The sequence below is a fragment of the Blattabacterium cuenoti genome (assembly GCF_014251555.1).
Classification (GTDB): Bacteria; Bacteroidota; Bacteroidia; order Flavobacteriales; family Blattabacteriaceae; genus Blattabacterium; species Blattabacterium cuenoti_P.
This window is the reverse complement of record NZ_CP059190.1, coordinates 143,377-160,834: the sequence shown is the minus strand read 5'-3', so window position 1 is coordinate 160,834 and position 17,458 is coordinate 143,377. Positions and strand designations below refer to the sequence as shown.

Sequence of the window (17,458 nt, the reverse complement as noted above, 5' to 3'; positions counted from 1 at the left end):
ATTTATATAATAATTTTACTACTATTTTTCAAACAAAAACATAATTGTGATTCCTAAAATCAAACAACTTAAGTACATAATAATTGGTTTCAATTTCATTTTTTTATTGAGTTTTTGTTCTCCATTAGGAGAACAAGAAAAGAATCATTTAATACTCAAAACAATATATAAAACACTTCACTTTTTGCATCCAAATCCCATTTCTATTAATAATGATTTTTCACAAAAAGTATATAATAAATATTTTGAAAAATTAGACAATCAAAAACGTTTTTTTCTGCAAAAAGATATAGAAGATTTGTCTTTATATAAAAACAAAATAGATGATTTTTGGATTCATGGAAATTCTACGTTTTTCAATATTATTATCAAACGTTTTTATCAAAGAATAAAAAAAGTGGAATCCATATGTTTTCAAATCTTAAAAAAACCTTTTGATTTTAATAAAGAAGAAATGTATTTTATTGAAAAAGAAATTTATTATCCAAAAAATTATCAAGAATGGATTGAAAAATGGAGAAAATATTTAAAATATTTGACTTTACTAGAAATCATAACTTCTATTAATCAAAAAAATTTAAATATTTCGAAACAAAAAATTGGGAAAAAAGCATTTCTTAATGAAGAAAAAATCTCTAGAAAAAAAGTAGAAGAATATATTCGGGAATATTTAAGAAAATTAAAAAGGAAAAAAAAATTTGACTGGTTTTCTATGTATGTAAATACTATAACTTCCCAATATGATCCTCATACTAGTTATTTATCTCCTAAAGAAAAAGAAATTTTTGATTTAAACATATCTGGACAAACAGAAGGAATAGGGATAGATTTACAAGATGATAAAGGATATCCCACAGTTGTCAAACTTATTGTAGGTTCTCCCGCATGGAAAAGCAAAAAAATAGAAATAGGAGATAAAATTATACGAGTAGCAAAAGATTTCAATTCAGAATCTGAAAATATTGTAGGGATGTTATTGGAAAATTCCATTCGTTTGATTAGAGGAAAAAAAGGTAGCAAAGTCAAACTAACTATTCAAAAGAAGAATGGTTCTATAGAAGAAGTTATCTTAACCAGAGATGTCATAGAAAAAAAAGAAATTTTTGCAAAAAGTGCTATGATATTGGATAAAAATAAAAATAAATATGGTTTGATCTGTTTGCCTGAATTTTATTTTAATCCGGAAAACAAGAATGGAAGAAATGCAGCTAAAGATATAAAAAAAATTATTCAAGAATTAAAAAAAGAAAATATAAAAGGTCTCATTCTAGACATAAGAAATAATGGAGGAGGTTCTTTAGAGACTGTAATAGAAATTGCTGGTTTTTTTTTAGGAAAAGTTCCCATTGTCCAAATAGGTCAATATCATAAGAAAAAAAAGATATTAAAAAACAATCATGAAAAAATACTATGGACAGGTCCACTTGTAGTTCTTGTTAATGAACTATCAGCGTCTGCCTCTGAAATTCTTGCTGCAGCTATAGCCGATTATAAGAGAGGAATTATTGTTGGGAGCGCTCAAACATATGGAAAAGGAACAGTTCAAACTATTTATCCATTAAATCGATTTTTATTTTCCAATGAAGAATTTGGAACTTTAAAATTTACTATCAGTAAATTTTACCGTGTGAATGGAAGTTCTACTCAATTAAAAGGAGTTAATTCAGATATAGTTATTCCGAGTAATATAAGTAATACATCTTTAAAACTTATGGAAAAAAATCAACCAAATTCTATGAAATGGGATAATATAAATCCCATTCCTTTTCACTATTGGAATCAAATAAGAATAAATAATTTAGAAAATGTTAAAATTAAAAGTATTAACCGTTTGAAGAAAAATAAGGATTTAATGACCATTTATAAAACTATACAATCATTAGAGAAAAAATTTTCAAAGAAAAAACGATTTTCTTTAAACTGGAAAAAATTCTATTCTGAGAATAAAAAAATAAAAACAAGAAACGAAAATTTTAATAAACTAAAAAATTATTTAAATATATATGGATTACGTGCCTTTCCTCCTTCTTATAAAATTATTTTAAGTGAAAAGAAATCAGAATTGAAAGAACAACAAGAATGGAAAAGAAATTTGATAAAAGATTTTTTTGTCTCAGAATGTGTTAACATCTTGCGTGATTTTAATGAAAACCAATAATAGGTTTATAAACTTTTGCTACATCAGCTATAGCATCGTTTTCTTTTAAGTTAATTAATCTAACACCTTGAGTCGTTCTTCCCATAACTCTTATGTCTGAGATAGGTATACGTATAATAATTCCTGATTTTTTAATAATCATCAGATCATCTTGATCTGTAACATACTTGATAGCAATTAAATCACCTGTTTTTTGAGTAATATTTATTGTTTTTATTCCTTTTCCACCACGATTAGTGATTCGATAATCTTTTAGATGGGACCTTTTTCCAAATCCTTTTTCAGAAACTGCCAACAAATTTCCTTTATCTTCTCCATCCACACATATCATTCCAATCACTATATCATTCTTAACTGTAAAATTAATTCCTATTACTCCAGAAGAAGTTCTTCCAGTTGAGCGTACTTTATTTTCTGAAAAACGAATAATTCTTCCACTTTTTACAGCAATAAAAACATGACTATCTCCTTTAGTTAAAATAGCTTCTAATAAAGAATCTCCTTTACGAATTATAATGGCGTTAATTCCATCTTTTCGAGGACGAGAGTAATTTTCTAAAGATGTTTTTTTAATAATACCTTTTTGAGTAACCATCATAACGTAATAATCTTTAACGTACTCTTTATTGGTCAGATCTCCCGTTAATATGTAAGCATTAACTTTATCATCTTGTTGAAGATGAATAATATTTTGGATTGCTCTTCCTTTAGAAATTTTGGATCCTTCTGGAATTTCATATACTCTTAACCAAAAACATTTTCCTTTTTCTGTAAAAAAAAGCATATACTGATGATTCGTTGCTATAAGTAAATGTTTGAAAAAATCAGATTCTCTGGCTGTGGCTCCTCTATTTCCTACTCCTCCCCTTCCTTGACGTTTGTATTCTGATAAAGAAGTTCTCTTGATATAACCAGCATGGGAAATAGTTAAAACCACTTGTTCGTTTTCAATTAAATCTTCTATATGGACTTGACTCCCTGAATAATTGATCTGTGTTCGACGTGAATCTTGATATTTTTTTTTGATATCTAAAAGTTCTTCTTTGATAATTTTAGTTCTTATAGAATGTTGGACTAAAACATTTTGAAAAAACTCTATTTTTTTTACAAGTTCATCGTATTCTTTTTTCAATTTATCTAGTTCTAAAGAGGTTAGACTTTGTAAACGCATATCTAAAACGGATTTAGATTGATCTTCTGATATTTTAAATTTTTTAATCAGTGTGGAACAAGCTTCATGATGATTTTTAGATTTTTTAATCAGTTGGATCATAAGATCCAAATGATCTAATATTTTAAAAAAACCTATCAATATATGAACACGATTTTTACACTTTTCTAATTCGTATTTAGTACGACGAATAATAACATCATGTCTATGATCCACAAAATGTTGAATAAAATCCTTTATATTTAATTGAACAGGTTTTCCATTAACTAGAGCTATATTATTGACATTGAAATAAGTTTGTAGAGAAGTATATTGAAATAATTTGTTCAATAGAATGTGGGGGTTTGTATTCTGTTTAAGAATATAAACAATACGCAATCCATTTCTATCCGATTCATCACGAATTTGAAAAATTCCTTCCATTTTTCCTTCTTTCATTAATCCTACAGTTTTAGTGATCATATCAGCTTTATTCACCTGATAAGGAATTTCATCTACTACAATACATTGTCTTCCCTGAATTTCTTCTAAATGAACTTTTGCACGCAAAACAATACGACCTCTTCCGGTGTGAAAAGCATTTTTAACTCCATCATATCCATAAATGATTCCGCCTGTTGGAAAATCTGGAGCTTTAATGTATTTCATAATCTGTTCTACAGATAAATTATTGTTATTGTCTATATAAGCACAAATAGCATTTATAGTCTCTTTTAAATTATGAGGAGGAATATTAGTAGCCATTCCAACTGCAATTCCAGAAGATCCATTGATCAAAAGATTAGGAACCCGTGTAGGCAAAACTGTTGGCTCCTCTAAAGAATCATCAAAATTCAATTGCATATCTACTGTATTCTTTTTTATATCCAACAACATTTCTTCAGATATTTGTTTCATTCTGACTTCTGTATAACGCATAGCTGCAGGAGGATCTGCATCTAATGAACCAAAATTTCCCTGTCCATCTATTAATGGATAACGAAGAGTCCATTTTTGAGCCAGACGAACCATGGTATCGTAAACAGAAATATCTCCATGTGGATGATACTTTCCTAAAACTTCTCCAACAATACGAGCCGATTTTTTATAGGAACTGTTAGATAAAATTCCTAATTGATACATCCCATAAAGGACTCTTCTATGTACAGGTTTTAATCCATCTCTTGCATCAGGAAGAGCTCTGGACACAATAACAGACATAGAATAATCTATATAAGATGATTTCATTTCATCTTCTATATTGATGGGAACCAATTTTTCTTCTTTTTCTCCTTCACTCATTTTTTATAGAAATTATGAGATTATTTAATAATATAAAGAATATTAATGAATTAAGAAAAAAATGTTTATTTCAAAAAACATTCCTTGATTAAGGAATGTGTAACTTGACAATTATAGGAACATTTTCCTATTTCTTTTAATAAAGAAAATTGAATTTTGTTCTTCTCATTTTTTTTATCATATTCCATGATCATCAATATTTTTTCGATTTCTGAATCAGATAAACCATAAATTTTTTTTTGCATTGGATATAATTCAGAAAATGTTGATTTAATGTTTTCATAATCAGAAATAGGTAAACCATTAATTTTGTATGAAATCCAAGATTCACAAATCATTCCCATGATGACAGCTATCCCATGTAATATTTTTTCAGCATTCAGAAAATAACTTTCTAAAGCATGTCCAATGGTATGTCCGAAATTAAGTATTTTTCTTAATCCTTTTTCTTTGGGATCTTGGTCCACAATTTTCTGTTTGATCAATATAGATTGATAAATTAAATGATGCCATTGATTTACATCTATATCATTTAAATCTTTTATTTGATTCATCTTCATCCAAAAATCTTTATTCGCTATTAAACCATGTTTAAACATTTCAGCCATTCCAGAAATAATTTCTTTTTTAGGAAGAGTTTTCAAAAAATAAGTATCAATAATTAAAAATTCTGGAATATAAAAAGATCCTATTTCATTTTTAATTGAATCTAAATTAACACCTGTTTTGTTTCCCACAGCGGCATCAACCATTCCTAACAAAGTAGTAGGAATATTCACAAAACGAATTCCTCTTTTAAATATAGAAGCTACAAATCCACCTATATCTGTTATAACTCCTCCTCCTAAATTGAGGATTAAACTTTTTCTATTTGCTTTAAATTTTTCTAGATTTTTACATATTTGAATGCATGTATGAATATTTTTTTCTTCTTCTCCTGATTTTATTTGAATCAAATTAGATTCTTTTAAAAAATCTATATGAGATAAAAGAATAGGAAGACAATGTTGATGAGTTCTGTCATCCACTAAAATGAATGTATTTTTTATGGAATCTACTTGGTTCAGTAGATAATTTTTTAGCATTTCATAAGCTTTTTCATGAAAGTATATGAACTCCCCTCTATCACTATTTTTCATTCGCATGCATTTGGCTTTACTGAACAAAATTAACTAATTTTTTATTAATCAATAAAATGAAATATTTTGTACAACCAAAAAATCATAAAGAGAAACCCTACTATTAAAAAAAATATATTAGGAATCCATCCTAAAATATTAATAAATTTGAATAAATACTCCATAAAAACATATTTTTTGAGTATGAAAATAAATATTTTTTTAGGTTTTTTTCTTTCTAAAAAATGGAAATATTGAATTTTGTTTCTCATATTTGTAATATGTCTGATTTTTGGGATTTTTTTCAGCATTTATTCAATCCTAGATGGATATTTTTATATTTTGGAAATACAGCTTTGTTTATTCTTTTAGCAATAGTTTTTGCAGAAACAGGATTTTTTATCGGATTTTTCTTGCCCGGAGATTCTTTGTTGTTTACTGCTGGAATTTTTGGAGAAGATTTATGCAAAAATTTTTATGATGTCCCTTTCTTTGTCATCATTTTAATTGTAGCGGGAGTAGCTATTCTTGGAAACGTGCAAGGATATTGGTTAGGATATAAATCCGGTAATTTGTTATATAAAAAAAAGGATTCCTTTTTTTTTAAGAAGAAACATCTTATTCTGGCAAAATTATTTTATAATAAATACAAAACAACAGCATTGATTATGAGTCGTTTTCTTCCAATGTTTCGTTCTTTTGCTCCTATTGTAGCAGGAGCAATCCGTATCGATTTCAAAAAATTTATGATATATAATATTATCGGAGCGCTTGCTTGGACTTTTTCTATTATGTTGGCTGGACATTATCTAGATAAAAGTTTTCCTGAATTAAAAAATCATCTTGAATGGATTATTTTGTTAATCGTATTTACTACAACTTTACCGATTATTCTGAAACTTAAAATAAAGAAAAAGGCTCTTATCTAATTTTATGCTTATGAATTCTTTTAAAAAAGAAGAATTTTTGGATCAGAGCTCTACATTGATTTTTCATAATTCCAGATACAAATTTAGTTTTTGGATGTAATCTAATACCAGAATACAAAAATCCTCTTCTAGAATTAGCTCCACAAACTACTCTTCCTATTTGGGACCAAAATAAAGCTCCTGCACACATAATACATGGTTCTAGAGTGACATATAATGTGCATTTTTTTATGTATTTATTTTTCAAATAATTAGAAGCTAAGTTAATTACCAACATTTCTGCATGTGCGGTTATGTTACTAAAAGTTTCAGTTAAATTATGAGCTTTTGCTATAACCACATCTTCATATATTATTGCTGCTCCTATAGGAACTTCATTTTTATGAAAAGCAATAAAAGCTTCTTTTAAAGCTATTTTCATAAAATAAAGATCTTTAGACATTATTTATTTTTTTCTTTTTGATCTTCTTTTTCTTTTTGATCTTCTTTTTCTTTTTGATCTTCTTTTTCTTTTTGATCTTTAATATTTATGCGGGAATTTTTCACTCTTGCTATAAGTGTATGTGATGGGTGCAATATAACATATTGATCCTTATATAGATCTTCAACTGTTATTCTATCTCCTATATCTAAAGAACCAATATTTAATTTTATATATTCTGGAATATGAGATGGAAAAGCTTTAACTTTTAGCTTTCTAATTGGAGAATAATATTCTCCTCCTTTAGAAACTCCAATAGGTCTTCCAAAAGATTTTACAGGAATTTCTAAGACAATAGGCTTTGATTCATCAATTTGAAAAAAATCTGCATGCAATATTTTGTCACTAATAGGATCAAATTGTATTTCTTTTTGAACTGCATTTATATTTTGATTATCTATTTGAATAATTACTCCATATCTTTCCGTTGTATACACTATTTTTTTTAAACTTTCTAATGAAGTAAAAAATGGAATATTCATATTTTTTCCATACAAAATACATGGTATTTTTCCAGAAAGTCGAATAGAATGAACAGCTTTTTTTCCAACATTTCTTTTTTGACCGTATATATTTATATATTTCATATTACGAATTTATTACTGATGGATTCATCGTTATGTACTGATTGCATTACTTCAGCAAAAAGTGGGGCGCAAGATAAAACTTTTATTTTATCATTGAATTTGATTCTGTTTATAGGAATAGTATCTGTCACCACCAATTCTTCAAGTGCTGATTGATTTATTTTTTCATATGAATTTCCTGATAAAACTGGATGAGTAGCAATAGCACGTACACTTTTAGCACCTTGTTTTTTTATTAAGTTGGCAGCTTCTGTTAGAGTCCCAGCGGTATCTACCATATCATCTATAAGTATGATATTTTTTTCTTTAACATTTCCTATAAGATTCATAAATTCAATTTCATTTGCTTTTTTTCTTTCTTTATAACAAATGACTACATCTGTTCCCAAATAACCAGCATAACTTCTAGCTCTTTTAGCTCCTCCCATATCTGGAGAGGCAATAGTTAGTTGATTTATGTTTAATTTTTTAATATAATCAATGAATATTCTAGATGCATACAAATGATCTACAGGTATATCAAAAAAACCCTGAATTTGATCTGCATGTAAATCCATGGTCATAACTCGAGTCGCTCCTGAAGCAACCATTAAATTGGCTATAAGTTTTGCAGCAATAGGAGTTCTAGGTTGATCTTTATGATCTTGTCTAGCCCATCCAAAATAAGGGATAACAAGTGTAATGTTATGAGCGGAAGCTCTACGAGCGGCATCGCACATCAATAGCAATTCCATTAAATTGTCTACTGGAGGAAAAGTAGACCCTATCAAAAAAACTTGAGATCCACGAACAGATTGTTCAAAACAAGGAGTATATTCTCCATCACTAAATTCTAAAAATTGTACTTTGCCAAGAAAAGTCCCATAATAAGAAGCTATATTTTCTGATAATTTTAACCCACTTCTTGTAGAAAAGAAGAGAACCTTTTGATTCATAGTTATATTTTTTATGCAAAAATACTCTTAAAATTAAATTAAAAAAGAAATAATTTACTCATATTGGGGATTATGAAACAATACTTAAATCTATTAAAAAACGTATTAAAAAACGGAATAAAAAGAAAAGATCGTACTGGAATAGGCACAATAAGTCTATTTGGATATCAAATGAGATTCGATTTAGAAAAAGGATTTCCTCTTTTGACCACAAAAAAATTAGATTTACGATCTATTATTTATGAATTATTATGGTTTCTGAAAGGAGACACAAATATACAATATTTAAAAGATCATAAAGTTTCTATATGGGATGAATGGGCAGATAAAAATGGAGAATTAGGACCAATATATGGATTGCAATGGAGAAAATGGCCTACATATGATGGACATTTTATTGATCAAATTGCTTTTCTTATAGAAGAGATCAAATTGAACCCCAATTCACGACGTTTGGTTGTTTCTTCTTGGAATGTGGGCATGATTCAAAATATGGTGCTTCCTCCCTGCCATTTGTTATTTCAATTCTATGTATCTGAAAAAAATTTATCGTTGCTATTATATCAGAGAAGTGCAGATATTTTTCTAGGATTACCTTTCAATATAGCTTCTTATGCTTTGCTACTCACTATGTTAGCCAGTACTCTAAATTTAAAAGAAAAAGAACTAATTCACACCATAGGTGATGCTCATATCTATAATAACCATATCAAACAAGCAAAATTACAAATAGAAAGAACTCCAAGACCACTTCCAAAAATGATACTCAATCCCTCAGTAAAAAATATTTTTGAATTTCGTTTTAAAGATTTTCAATTAAAAGACTATAATCCTTTTCCTCATATTAAGGGAGATGTTGCTATTTAAAAAATTTTATTTTCTTTCCAATAACCAGTTTTTAAAAACATTAAAATCATTGGACAGAGATATTTTTTGTTTTTTTCTTTTTGCACTTAAAAATATTTCCAGTTCCTTAGGAACAATAATTTTTTTTCGTAAAAAAAGCGGCATGTCATCTATAAATTTAATTGGATGAGCAGTTTCTAAAAAAATCGCTATAGATGAAGTCTTTTTAACTTCTTGTAAATATTGTAGAAGTCCTAAATAACCAATAGCTCCATGTGGATCAAGCATATACTTGTGTTTTTTCCATACCATCTCTATAATATCTAGGGTCTCTTCGTCCGTAAATTGATAAGAATAAAGTTTTTTTCTTAATTGAGACATATTTTTTTCGTATAAATTCCATATCCTAGAAAAGTTGCTTGGGTCAGATATATCCATAGCATTTGATATGGTTTTTCTTACTGGAAGCGGATTATATTTTCCCGTTTTCAAAAATCTAGGAATGGTATCATTAACATTTGTGGATGCAATAAAAAATTTGATTGGTAATCCCATTTTTTCAGCCATCATTCCGGCACAGATATTTCCAAAATTTCCACTAGGAACTGAAAAAATTAATTCTATAGGATCCTCTATTATTTGTTGATAAGCTAAAAAATAATAGAACATTTGAGGGAGCCATCTCGCTACATTAATAGAATTAGCAGAAGTTAATATATATTTTTTTTGCACTTCTTTATCTAAAAAGGCTTTTTTAACCATTTTTTGACAATCATCAAAATTTCCATCAATTTCTAAAGCTAAAATATTGTTCCCCAAAGAAGTTATTTGTTCTTTTTGCAAAGAACTAATTCCATTATATGGATATAAAATGATGACTTCTATTCCAGGTTTTTTATGAAACCCTTTAGCTACTGCCCCTCCAGTATCTCCTGAAGTAGCTACTAAAACTGTTACATTTTTTTCTATTTTTTTTGAAAAAAAACTTAAACATCCTGCCATAAATTCAGCTCCAACATCTTTAAAAGCTAAAGTAGGTCCATGGAAAAGCTCTAATACATGAATATGATCATGAATTCTTTTCAATGGAAAAGGAAAATTTAAAGTATCATGAATAATGTTATAAATAGATTTTTCTGGAATTGATTTTCCGATATAAGGCTTGATTACAGTCATAGCAATTGTATAAATATCATACCTAGAAAGGTTATGAAAAAATTGAGGTTTTAGTTTAGGTATACATTCAGGTATGTACAATCCACCATCTGACGCTAACCCTCTTAAAACAGCATCTTCGAAAGAAACTAAATCTCTATGATTTTTTAAACTATGATATAACATAAAAATTATTTTTATTTATCCATTCTTATTTCAAAGAATTTTAGACCACTTGACTCCTTGTTGATTAATGGGAGAAGTATAAGTTTTATAATCAACTTTTAATGGAGAGTAAACACGGTTCATGACTTCAGTAACTTTTTTTGCAGTATGATTTCCTTTGCTTAACATGAAAACAGAGGGACCTGAACCAGAAATTCCTCCGCCTAAAGCTCCTATTTCTTTACATCTAATTTTTAATTCATAAAAAGCGGGAATGAGCATTGCTCGTATAGGTTCAACAATCACATCTTCTAGAGATCTGCTTATTAATCCATAATCTTCTTGATACAAACCTGCAACTAATGCACCAATGTTTCCCCATTGTCGAATTGCATCTGTCATTAATATTTTTTGTTTTAAAATTTCTCTTGCATCCGATGTTCTAATTTCAATTTGTGGATGTATAATGCTCACCCACAATTCATTTGGAGAATGCAATCTAGTAATATCCAACGGCTTATAACTTCTTACTAAAGTGACCCCACCCATGATAGCAGGAGCTACATTATCTGCATGAGCTGTTCCACTTGCTACACGTTCTCCTTCCATAGCAAAACGGATTAACTGTATGGTACTAAAAGGATTTCCTAATAGGATATTAGCTCCATAAACGACGCCTGCAGCACTAGCGGCACTAGATCCTATTCCACTTCCAGGATGAATATTTTTAATTAATTCTATTTCGAATCCTATTTTTTCTTCTTTTTCAAATTTTTGTTGATATTTTTTTAATAAAAACTGTAAAGCCACAAAAGCGACATTTTTTTTTGGATCGTTCGGTAACGATGTTCCATGTATTCTATTAATACGTATTCCTGGGTTATTGGATTTATATAAAAAAATTTCATCTTTTGGAAAATCCAAAGCTAATCCAATAACATCAAAACCACAAGCTAGATTAGCAACAGTAGCTGGTGAAAATATTTTAATCCCCTTCATGATTTTTATTTAGTAGCTTTAATAATATCAGAAAAAACTCCAGATGCAGTCACTTCTGCTCCAGCACCTGCTCCTTTTATGATAAGAGGTTGTTCAGCATAACGATATGTGTTATATAAAACCATATTATCTTTTCCTTCTAGTTGAAAAAATGGATGACTTTGTTTAATTGATTCTAAACCTACGGAAGGGACTCCATTTTCATAACGAGCAATAAAACGCAAACGTTTTTTATCTTTTTCTGCTTCATTTCTAATTTTAAAAAAATAATCTCTGTATTTATCTAATTCTTGATAAAAATTTTCTATAGAAGTGGACTTTGAACAGGTTTCAGGAAGAAAAGATTTCTGAAGAATATCACTCAGTTCTAATGAAGAACCACATTCCCTTGCCAAAATAAGTATTTTTCGCATTACATCTAATCCACTTAAATCAATACGAGGATCAGGTTCTGTATATCCTTTCAATTGAGCCTCTTTGACAACTTCTAAAAAGGATTTTTCTCCTGTAAAATGATTGAATATAAAATTCAAACTTCCTGATAAAACAGCTTCTATCTTATTGATTTTATCTCCACTATTGATAAGATCATTCAGTGTACTAATGACTGGAAGACTTGCTCCTACATTGGTCTCAAATAGAAATGGAGCTTTAAAATGTCTAGAAAGTGTTTTTAATCTTTTATAATGCTCATAATCAGAGGAACAAGCTATCTTATTACAGGTAATAACACCGATTCCATTTTTTAAGAATTTATCATAGGTCATGGCCATTTCTTCACTAGCTGTATTATCAACAAATAAACTATTTCTTAGATTAAATTTCCAAACTTCCTCCATAAAAGAATATATATTCATTTTGTGACCATCTTGATTCAGATGTTTTTCCCAATGACCTAAATTTATTCCATGATCATTAAAATACATTTTTTTGCTGTTGGCTAATCCGATTACTCGAACTTGAAGTTTTAATTCTTCCAATAGATAATTTTGTTGTTGATCAATCTGCTCAAGTAATTTACTTCCTACTTTTCCCACTCCACAAATGAAAAGATTAATTTGTTTTGGGGGACTTTCAAAAAAAGCCTCATGCAAAGTGTTTAATGCCTTTTTAAAATCTGTTTTTCTAATAACAGCTGATATGTTTTTTTCAGTAGAGCCTTGTGCTATAGCTCTAACATTAATACTGTTTCTTCCTAAAGAAGCGAACATTTTTCCACTAGTTCCATGAAGATTTTTCATATTATCTCCTACTACAGCAATAATGCAAAGATCTTTTTCTATTCTCAATGGATCAATATGTCTCTGATGGATTTCTTGAGCAAATTCACTATCTATTACAGCTTTTGCTTTGATGACATCCATTTCATGAATACCTGTGGTAATTGAATGTTCCGAAGAACTTTGAGTTATAAATATTACATTTATTTTTTCACGTGATAATGCTTCGAATAAACGTTTGGAATACCCTGGAATTCCGACCATTCCACTTCCTTCAAGAGTGAGTAAAGCCGTATTCTGAATCCCAGATATTCCAGTAACGGGTTGACTTATATTTGTGCTTTTACTAATATAAATCAACGTTCCTGGATCTAAAGGAGAAAAAGTATTTTTAATTTGTATAGGAATATGTTTTTTCATGGCAGGTTGTATCGTTGGTGGATAAATTACTTTTGCTCCAAAATGAGACAATTCCATTGCTTCTTCATAAGAAATTTCCTTAATAGGAAAAGCTTGATTCACAATTTTTGGATTAGCAGTCATCATTCCACTTACATCAGTCCATATTTCAAGCAAACTAGCCGATATTGCTGCAGCTAAGATAGCAGCAGTATAATCAGACCCTCCTCTTCCAAGAGTCGTTGTTTCATTTTCTAAAGTAGAACCTATAAAACCTGGTAATACAATATATTCTGATATTCTTTCTCTAAAGAATTGAATGATATGGTGATTACTTGTGATAAAGTCCACTTGTGCACATCCAAATTGAGAATCAGTAATAATTAAATCCCTACTATCTTTACAAATTGCATCTAATCCAGATTGTTTTAATTTTTCCGCAATAAGAAAAGAAGAACTGAGTTCTCCGAAACTCATGATTTTATCTAAAGAACGTTTTGAAAGTTCTTCCACCTGAAAAACTCCATCACATAAACTTTCTAGATCATTTATATTTTTTTTAATCCAACTAATTAAATGGCTTTGATAAGTAATTGGAAACAGTTCTCTGATAATATTTAGATGACGAATTTCTATTTTTTCTAGTATATTTTTATAAACATTTTTTCTTTCAGAAGCTAATTGACCACATTGTATTAATTGGTCGGTGATATTTCCTAATGCAGATACAACAATGGCATATCTTCCTTTTGGTTTTTTTTCTAATAAAGAACAAATACGTTTGATGGCATCAGAATGAGCTACGGAACTTCCCCCAAATTTTAAAACTTGCATTTCTTAATTATTTTTTAAAACAATTTTCCCATTATTCAAAGATGATAACAAAAATAATGATAATTTACGGAGACGTGCTTCTTTTTATTTTTTGTACAAGAGAATGAATGAGTTGATTGGGATCCATGTGAATTATGATGAATGAAAAATCATTCAATCAAAAATTGAAAATATTGAATGCAATATAATTTCATTCATTTTTCTTAATTCTTAAAATTTCATGATCAGGAAAAGATTATTATAATATTTCATAACTTTAAACTTATAGAACTGTTGTTGCAACGATATTATGGATATTATGTTTATGAATCAAATAAAGAAAGTATGCATTTAACTTCTTATGAAAAGGAAAAAATTCTTCTGCACATGGCTGGAGAATTGGCAAAAAAACGTTTAAAAAGAGGATTAAAATTAAATTATCCTGAATCTTTAGCTTTAATTGCTCATTATGTCATGGAAGGAGCACGTGATGGAAAAACGGTAAAAGAACTTATGTATGAAGCTGGAAATATTCTGAATGATGAACAAGTTATGGATGGAGTATATGAATTACTCAATAATGTTCAAATAGAGGCTACTTTTCCTGATGGAACAAAATTAGTCACTATACACAATCCTATTAAAAAAAATAGAAAAGAAAACTCTAATATCATTCCAGGACAATATGATCTTCTTAAAGAAGATATTGTTTTATTACCTGGAAGAACTCGTATAAAGAGAGTTGTATCTAATACTGGAACTCGTCCTATTCAAGTAGGATCTCATTTTCATTTTTATGAAACAAATACTGCTCTTCTTTTTGATAGAGAAGGGTCTAAAGGATATAGACTGGATATTCCTTCTGGAAGATCTGTTCGTTTTGAACCAGGAGAAACAAAAGAAGTCATATTAGTAGAAATAGGAGGAAGAAAAAAAATTTATGGATTTTCAGGAAAAGAAAATACAACAATATGAAAAAAATTGACAGAGGATCTTATGCCAGTATGTATGGTCCTACAAAAGGAGATCGAATTCGTTTGGGAGATACATCTTTATGGATTGAAATAGAAAGAGATTATACTATTTATGGAGATGAATGTGTTTTTGGAGGAGGTAAAGTCATTAGAGATGGAATGGGACAACATCCATTTGCTACAAAAAATGAAGGAATTTTAGATTTAGTGTTAACCAACGCTATCATTGTTGATCATTGGGGGATTATGAAAGCGGATATTGGGATTAAAGATGGAGTTATAATAGGGATAGGAAAAGCAGGAAATCCATACTTTATGGATGGAGTAACTCCAAATATGTATATTGGAGCAGGGACAGAAGTTATCTCTTCTGAAAATCTAATTGTAACAGCTGGAAGTGTAGATAGTCATGTTCATTATATATGCCCACAATTATTTGAAGTGGCATTAGAAAATGGAACCACTACTATTATCGGAGGAGGATCAGGTCCTGCTACTGGAACAATAGCCACAAATTGTACTTCTGGTGTATGGAATATTCAAAGAATGTTAAAAAGTACAGATCATATTCCTATCAATTTTATTTTTCTTGCCAGTGGAAATAGTTCTCATCCTGAAGCTTTAATTGAACAAGTAGAAGCAGGTGCTGGAGGACTAAAAATACATGAAGATTGGGGGAGTACCCCTTATGTTATAGATCAATGTTTAAATGTTTCTGAGCAATTGGATGTACAAGTCAATATTCATACTGATTCACTAAATGAATCGGGTTATGTCGAGGATACTTTAAAAACTTTTAAAGGTCGAACCATTCATACTTATCATACAGAAGGAGCTGGAGGTGGACATGCTCCTGATTTATTGAAAGTCATATCTTTTTCTAATATTTTACCTTCATCTACAAGCCCTACCATGCCTTATACTTGCAATACCATAGATGAACATTTGGATATGTTAATGATTTGCCATCATTTAGATTCTAATTTACCGGAAGATATTGCTTTTGCTAAATCGAGAATTAGGTCTGAAACTATTAGTGCAGAAGGGGTATTACATGATATGGGAGCTATTAGTATGACTAGTTCTGATTCACAAGCTATGGGAAGAATCGGAGAAATAGTGAAAAGAACTTGGCAAACAGCTGATCAAATGAAAAAACAAAGAGGATCTCTTAATGAGGACAATCAAAAAAATGATAATTTCAGAGTGAAAAGATATATTTCTAAATATACCATCAATCCTGCTATTACTCATGGAATATCAGAATATGTAGGATCTGTAAATGTTGGGAAAATGGCAGATTTAGTATTATGGAAACCCTCTTTTTTTGGAGTCAAACCGGAATTAGTCATAAAAAGTGGAATGATTGTATACGCCAGTATGGGAGATCCTAATGCTACCATTCCTACGCCTCAACCATTCATGTATCGTAAAATGTTTGGTTATTTTGACCCCAAGCTGAGCAGTCTTTTTGTTTCAAAAACTGCTATCAATCATGGTTTTTTTGAAAAAAATGAAATCAAAAAACAAATAAAAATAATCAAAGGATGTCGTTCTTTATCCAAAAAAGATATGGTATTAAATGGAGAAACTCCAAATTTAGAAGTGGATCCAAAAACCTATAATGTTTACATAAATGGAGAAAAGATTAAATCTAATCCTTCTGATATTTTGCCACTTGCTCAAAGATATTTTTTATTCTAAAATATTTTTGATAAAGTACCCAGGGCGGGATTCGAACCCGCATGATGTAAAATCACTGGATTTTGAGTCCAGCGCGTCTACCGATTTCGCCACCTGGGTTTTATTACAATTTTTTTATTCTTATATTTAATCTGTTCAAAAAAATCATTTCTTTATCATTATTCGTATAATTGTGTAAATATATGACTTTTCTGATCCTAGATTGATAAATCAATTTACAACATTCTTGACATGGAAAATGTGTAATATATATAGAAGCTCCTTCACAAGATAAGGATGAATAAGAAAGTTTTAATATTGCATTTGCTTCTGCATGTATAACATACCATTTAGTTTTTCCATTTTTTTCTTCACACATATTCTCAAAGCCGCTTGGAGTTCTATTATATCCATAAGATATGATTTGATTATTTTTAACTATAATAGCTCCTACTTTTTTTTTTTACAAAAAGACAATTTTGATCGTTCTATAGCCAGTTTCATATACGCTATATCATCGTATTTATTATAAAATTTCATAAAC

At 29.1% G+C, this 17,458-nt stretch carries 14 protein-coding genes and 1 tRNA gene; 5 read left to right on the top strand and 10 right to left on the bottom strand.

The genetic code is table 11. From position 1 onward, the window contains the following. The first annotated feature begins 43 nt into the window (after positions 1 to 43). Positions 44 to 2,158, top strand: a complete 2,115-nt coding sequence (locus tag H0H68_RS00755; RefSeq protein WP_185853614.1) for a carboxy terminal-processing peptidase — start codon at positions 44 to 46, stop codon at positions 2,156 to 2,158. On the opposite strand, the gene gyrA is transcribed toward H0H68_RS00755, so the two are convergent. Together gyrA and aroB are read right to left on the bottom strand one after the other, a co-directional pair. Next, positions 2,142 to 4,610 carry a DNA gyrase subunit A gene (gene gyrA / locus H0H68_RS00750; RefSeq protein ID WP_185853463.1) on the bottom strand — a complete coding sequence of 823 codons (2,469 nt, stop codon included), beginning with the start codon at positions 4,608 to 4,610 and terminating at the stop codon, positions 2,142 to 2,144. The genes H0H68_RS00755 and gyrA overlap by 17 nt on opposite strands. A gap of 65 nt (positions 4,611 to 4,675) precedes the next feature. Further along, positions 4,676 to 5,749 (bottom strand): 3-dehydroquinate synthase, encoded by a 1,074-nt coding sequence (gene aroB / locus H0H68_RS00745; RefSeq protein WP_185853462.1) that lies wholly within the window; start codon positions 5,747 to 5,749, stop codon positions 4,676 to 4,678. A 260-nt stretch (positions 5,750 to 6,009) separates the two neighbouring features. Between aroB and H0H68_RS00740 the strand changes: the two genes are divergently transcribed. Beyond that, entirely contained in the window at positions 6,010 to 6,657 is a 648-nt protein-coding gene (locus H0H68_RS00740; protein WP_185853613.1) for a DedA family protein, read from the top strand. Here H0H68_RS00740 and H0H68_RS00735 read toward each other — a convergent pair. The 3 genes from H0H68_RS00735 to H0H68_RS00725 are packed head-to-tail and all read right to left on the bottom strand — an operon-like array spanning position 6,650 to position 8,660. Then, on the bottom strand, positions 6,650 to 7,099 hold the full coding sequence (locus H0H68_RS00735) for a nucleoside deaminase (protein WP_185853461.1): 450 nt from the start codon (positions 7,097 to 7,099) through the stop codon (positions 6,650 to 6,652). The two genes, H0H68_RS00740 and H0H68_RS00735, sit on opposite strands and share 8 nt — an antisense overlap. Then, entirely contained in the window at positions 7,099 to 7,725 is a 627-nt protein-coding gene (locus H0H68_RS00730) for a 50S ribosomal protein L25 (RefSeq protein WP_185853460.1), read from the bottom strand. Before H0H68_RS00730 ends, H0H68_RS00735 begins: the two co-directional genes overlap by 1 nt. After that, on the bottom strand, positions 7,722 to 8,660 hold the full coding sequence (locus H0H68_RS00725) for a ribose-phosphate diphosphokinase (RefSeq protein ID WP_185853459.1): 939 nt from the start codon (positions 8,658 to 8,660) through the stop codon (positions 7,722 to 7,724). The genes H0H68_RS00730 and H0H68_RS00725 overlap by 4 nt, the downstream gene beginning before the upstream one ends. Before the next feature lie 72 nt (positions 8,661 to 8,732). Here H0H68_RS00725 and H0H68_RS00720 point away from each other — a divergent pair, with 72 nt between their 5' ends. Beyond that, positions 8,733 to 9,527 (top strand): thymidylate synthase, encoded by a 795-nt coding sequence (locus tag H0H68_RS00720; protein ID WP_185853458.1) that lies wholly within the window; start codon positions 8,733 to 8,735, stop codon positions 9,525 to 9,527. 6 nt (positions 9,528 to 9,533) lie between these two features. Here H0H68_RS00720 and thrC read toward each other — a convergent pair whose 3' ends face one another. The 3 genes from thrC to thrA are packed head-to-tail and all read right to left on the bottom strand — an operon-like array spanning position 9,534 to position 14,278. Continuing rightward, on the bottom strand, positions 9,534 to 10,847 hold the full coding sequence (gene thrC, locus H0H68_RS00715) for a threonine synthase (protein ID WP_185853457.1): 1,314 nt from the start codon (positions 10,845 to 10,847) through the stop codon (positions 9,534 to 9,536). A gap of 30 nt (positions 10,848 to 10,877) precedes the next feature. After that, a complete protein-coding gene (locus H0H68_RS00710) occupies positions 10,878 to 11,825 on the bottom strand; it encodes a homoserine kinase (RefSeq protein WP_185853456.1) in 948 nt (315 codons plus the stop codon). Positions 11,826 to 11,830: 5 nt separating this feature from the next. Further along, entirely contained in the window at positions 11,831 to 14,278 is a 2,448-nt protein-coding gene (gene thrA, locus H0H68_RS00705) for a bifunctional aspartate kinase/homoserine dehydrogenase I (RefSeq protein ID WP_185853455.1), read from the bottom strand. A 324-nt stretch (positions 14,279 to 14,602) separates the two neighbouring features. Between thrA and H0H68_RS00700 the strand changes: the two genes are divergently transcribed. Beyond that, on the top strand, positions 14,603 to 15,232 hold the full coding sequence (locus tag H0H68_RS00700) for an urease subunit gamma (protein ID WP_185853454.1): 630 nt from the start codon (positions 14,603 to 14,605) through the stop codon (positions 15,230 to 15,232). Then, positions 15,229 to 16,935, top strand: coding sequence for an urease subunit alpha (ureC, locus tag H0H68_RS00695; RefSeq protein ID WP_185853453.1), 1,707 nt, complete (start codon positions 15,229 to 15,231; stop codon positions 16,933 to 16,935). Before H0H68_RS00700 ends, ureC begins: the two co-directional genes overlap by 4 nt. 16 nt (positions 16,936 to 16,951) lie before the next feature. Here ureC and H0H68_RS00690 read toward each other — a convergent pair. Together H0H68_RS00690 and H0H68_RS00685 are read right to left on the bottom strand one after the other, a co-directional pair. Then, positions 16,952 to 17,034, bottom strand: a tRNA-Leu gene (locus H0H68_RS00690). 4 nt (positions 17,035 to 17,038) lie between these two features. Further along, positions 17,039 to 17,335 (bottom strand): deoxycytidylate deaminase, encoded by a 297-nt coding sequence (locus H0H68_RS00685; RefSeq protein ID WP_317168033.1) that lies wholly within the window; start codon positions 17,333 to 17,335, stop codon positions 17,039 to 17,041. Positions 17,336 to 17,458 lie beyond the last annotated feature (123 nt).

Excerpts from the sequence above, each read along its gene's own strand:
- gyrA (WP_185853463.1), bottom strand. The coding sequence starts at position 4,610 with ATGAGTGAAGGAGAAAAAGAAGAAAAATTGGTTCCCATCAATATAGAA.
- aroB (WP_185853462.1), bottom strand. The coding sequence starts at position 5,749 with ATGAAAAATAGTGATAGAGGGGAGTTCATATACTTTCATGAAAAAGCT.
- H0H68_RS00740 (WP_185853613.1), top strand. The coding sequence starts at position 6,010 with ATGTCTGATTTTTGGGATTTTTTTCAGCATTTATTCAATCCTAGATGG.
- H0H68_RS00735 (WP_185853461.1), bottom strand. The coding sequence starts at position 7,099 with ATGTCTAAAGATCTTTATTTTATGAAAATAGCTTTAAAAGAAGCTTTT.
- H0H68_RS00730 (WP_185853460.1), bottom strand. The coding sequence starts at position 7,725 with ATGAAATATATAAATATATACGGTCAAAAAAGAAATGTTGGAAAAAAA.
- H0H68_RS00725 (WP_185853459.1), bottom strand. The coding sequence starts at position 8,660 with ATGAATCAAAAGGTTCTCTTCTTTTCTACAAGAAGTGGGTTAAAATTA.
- H0H68_RS00720 (WP_185853458.1), top strand. The coding sequence starts at position 8,733 with ATGAAACAATACTTAAATCTATTAAAAAACGTATTAAAAAACGGAATA.
- thrC (WP_185853457.1), bottom strand. The coding sequence starts at position 10,847 with ATGTTATATCATAGTTTAAAAAATCATAGAGATTTAGTTTCTTTCGAA.
- H0H68_RS00710 (WP_185853456.1), bottom strand. The coding sequence starts at position 11,825 with ATGAAGGGGATTAAAATATTTTCACCAGCTACTGTTGCTAATCTAGCT.
- thrA (WP_185853455.1), bottom strand. The coding sequence starts at position 14,278 with ATGCAAGTTTTAAAATTTGGGGGAAGTTCCGTAGCTCATTCTGATGCC.
- H0H68_RS00700 (WP_185853454.1), top strand. The coding sequence starts at position 14,603 with ATGCATTTAACTTCTTATGAAAAGGAAAAAATTCTTCTGCACATGGCT.
- ureC (WP_185853453.1), top strand. The coding sequence starts at position 15,229 with ATGAAAAAAATTGACAGAGGATCTTATGCCAGTATGTATGGTCCTACA.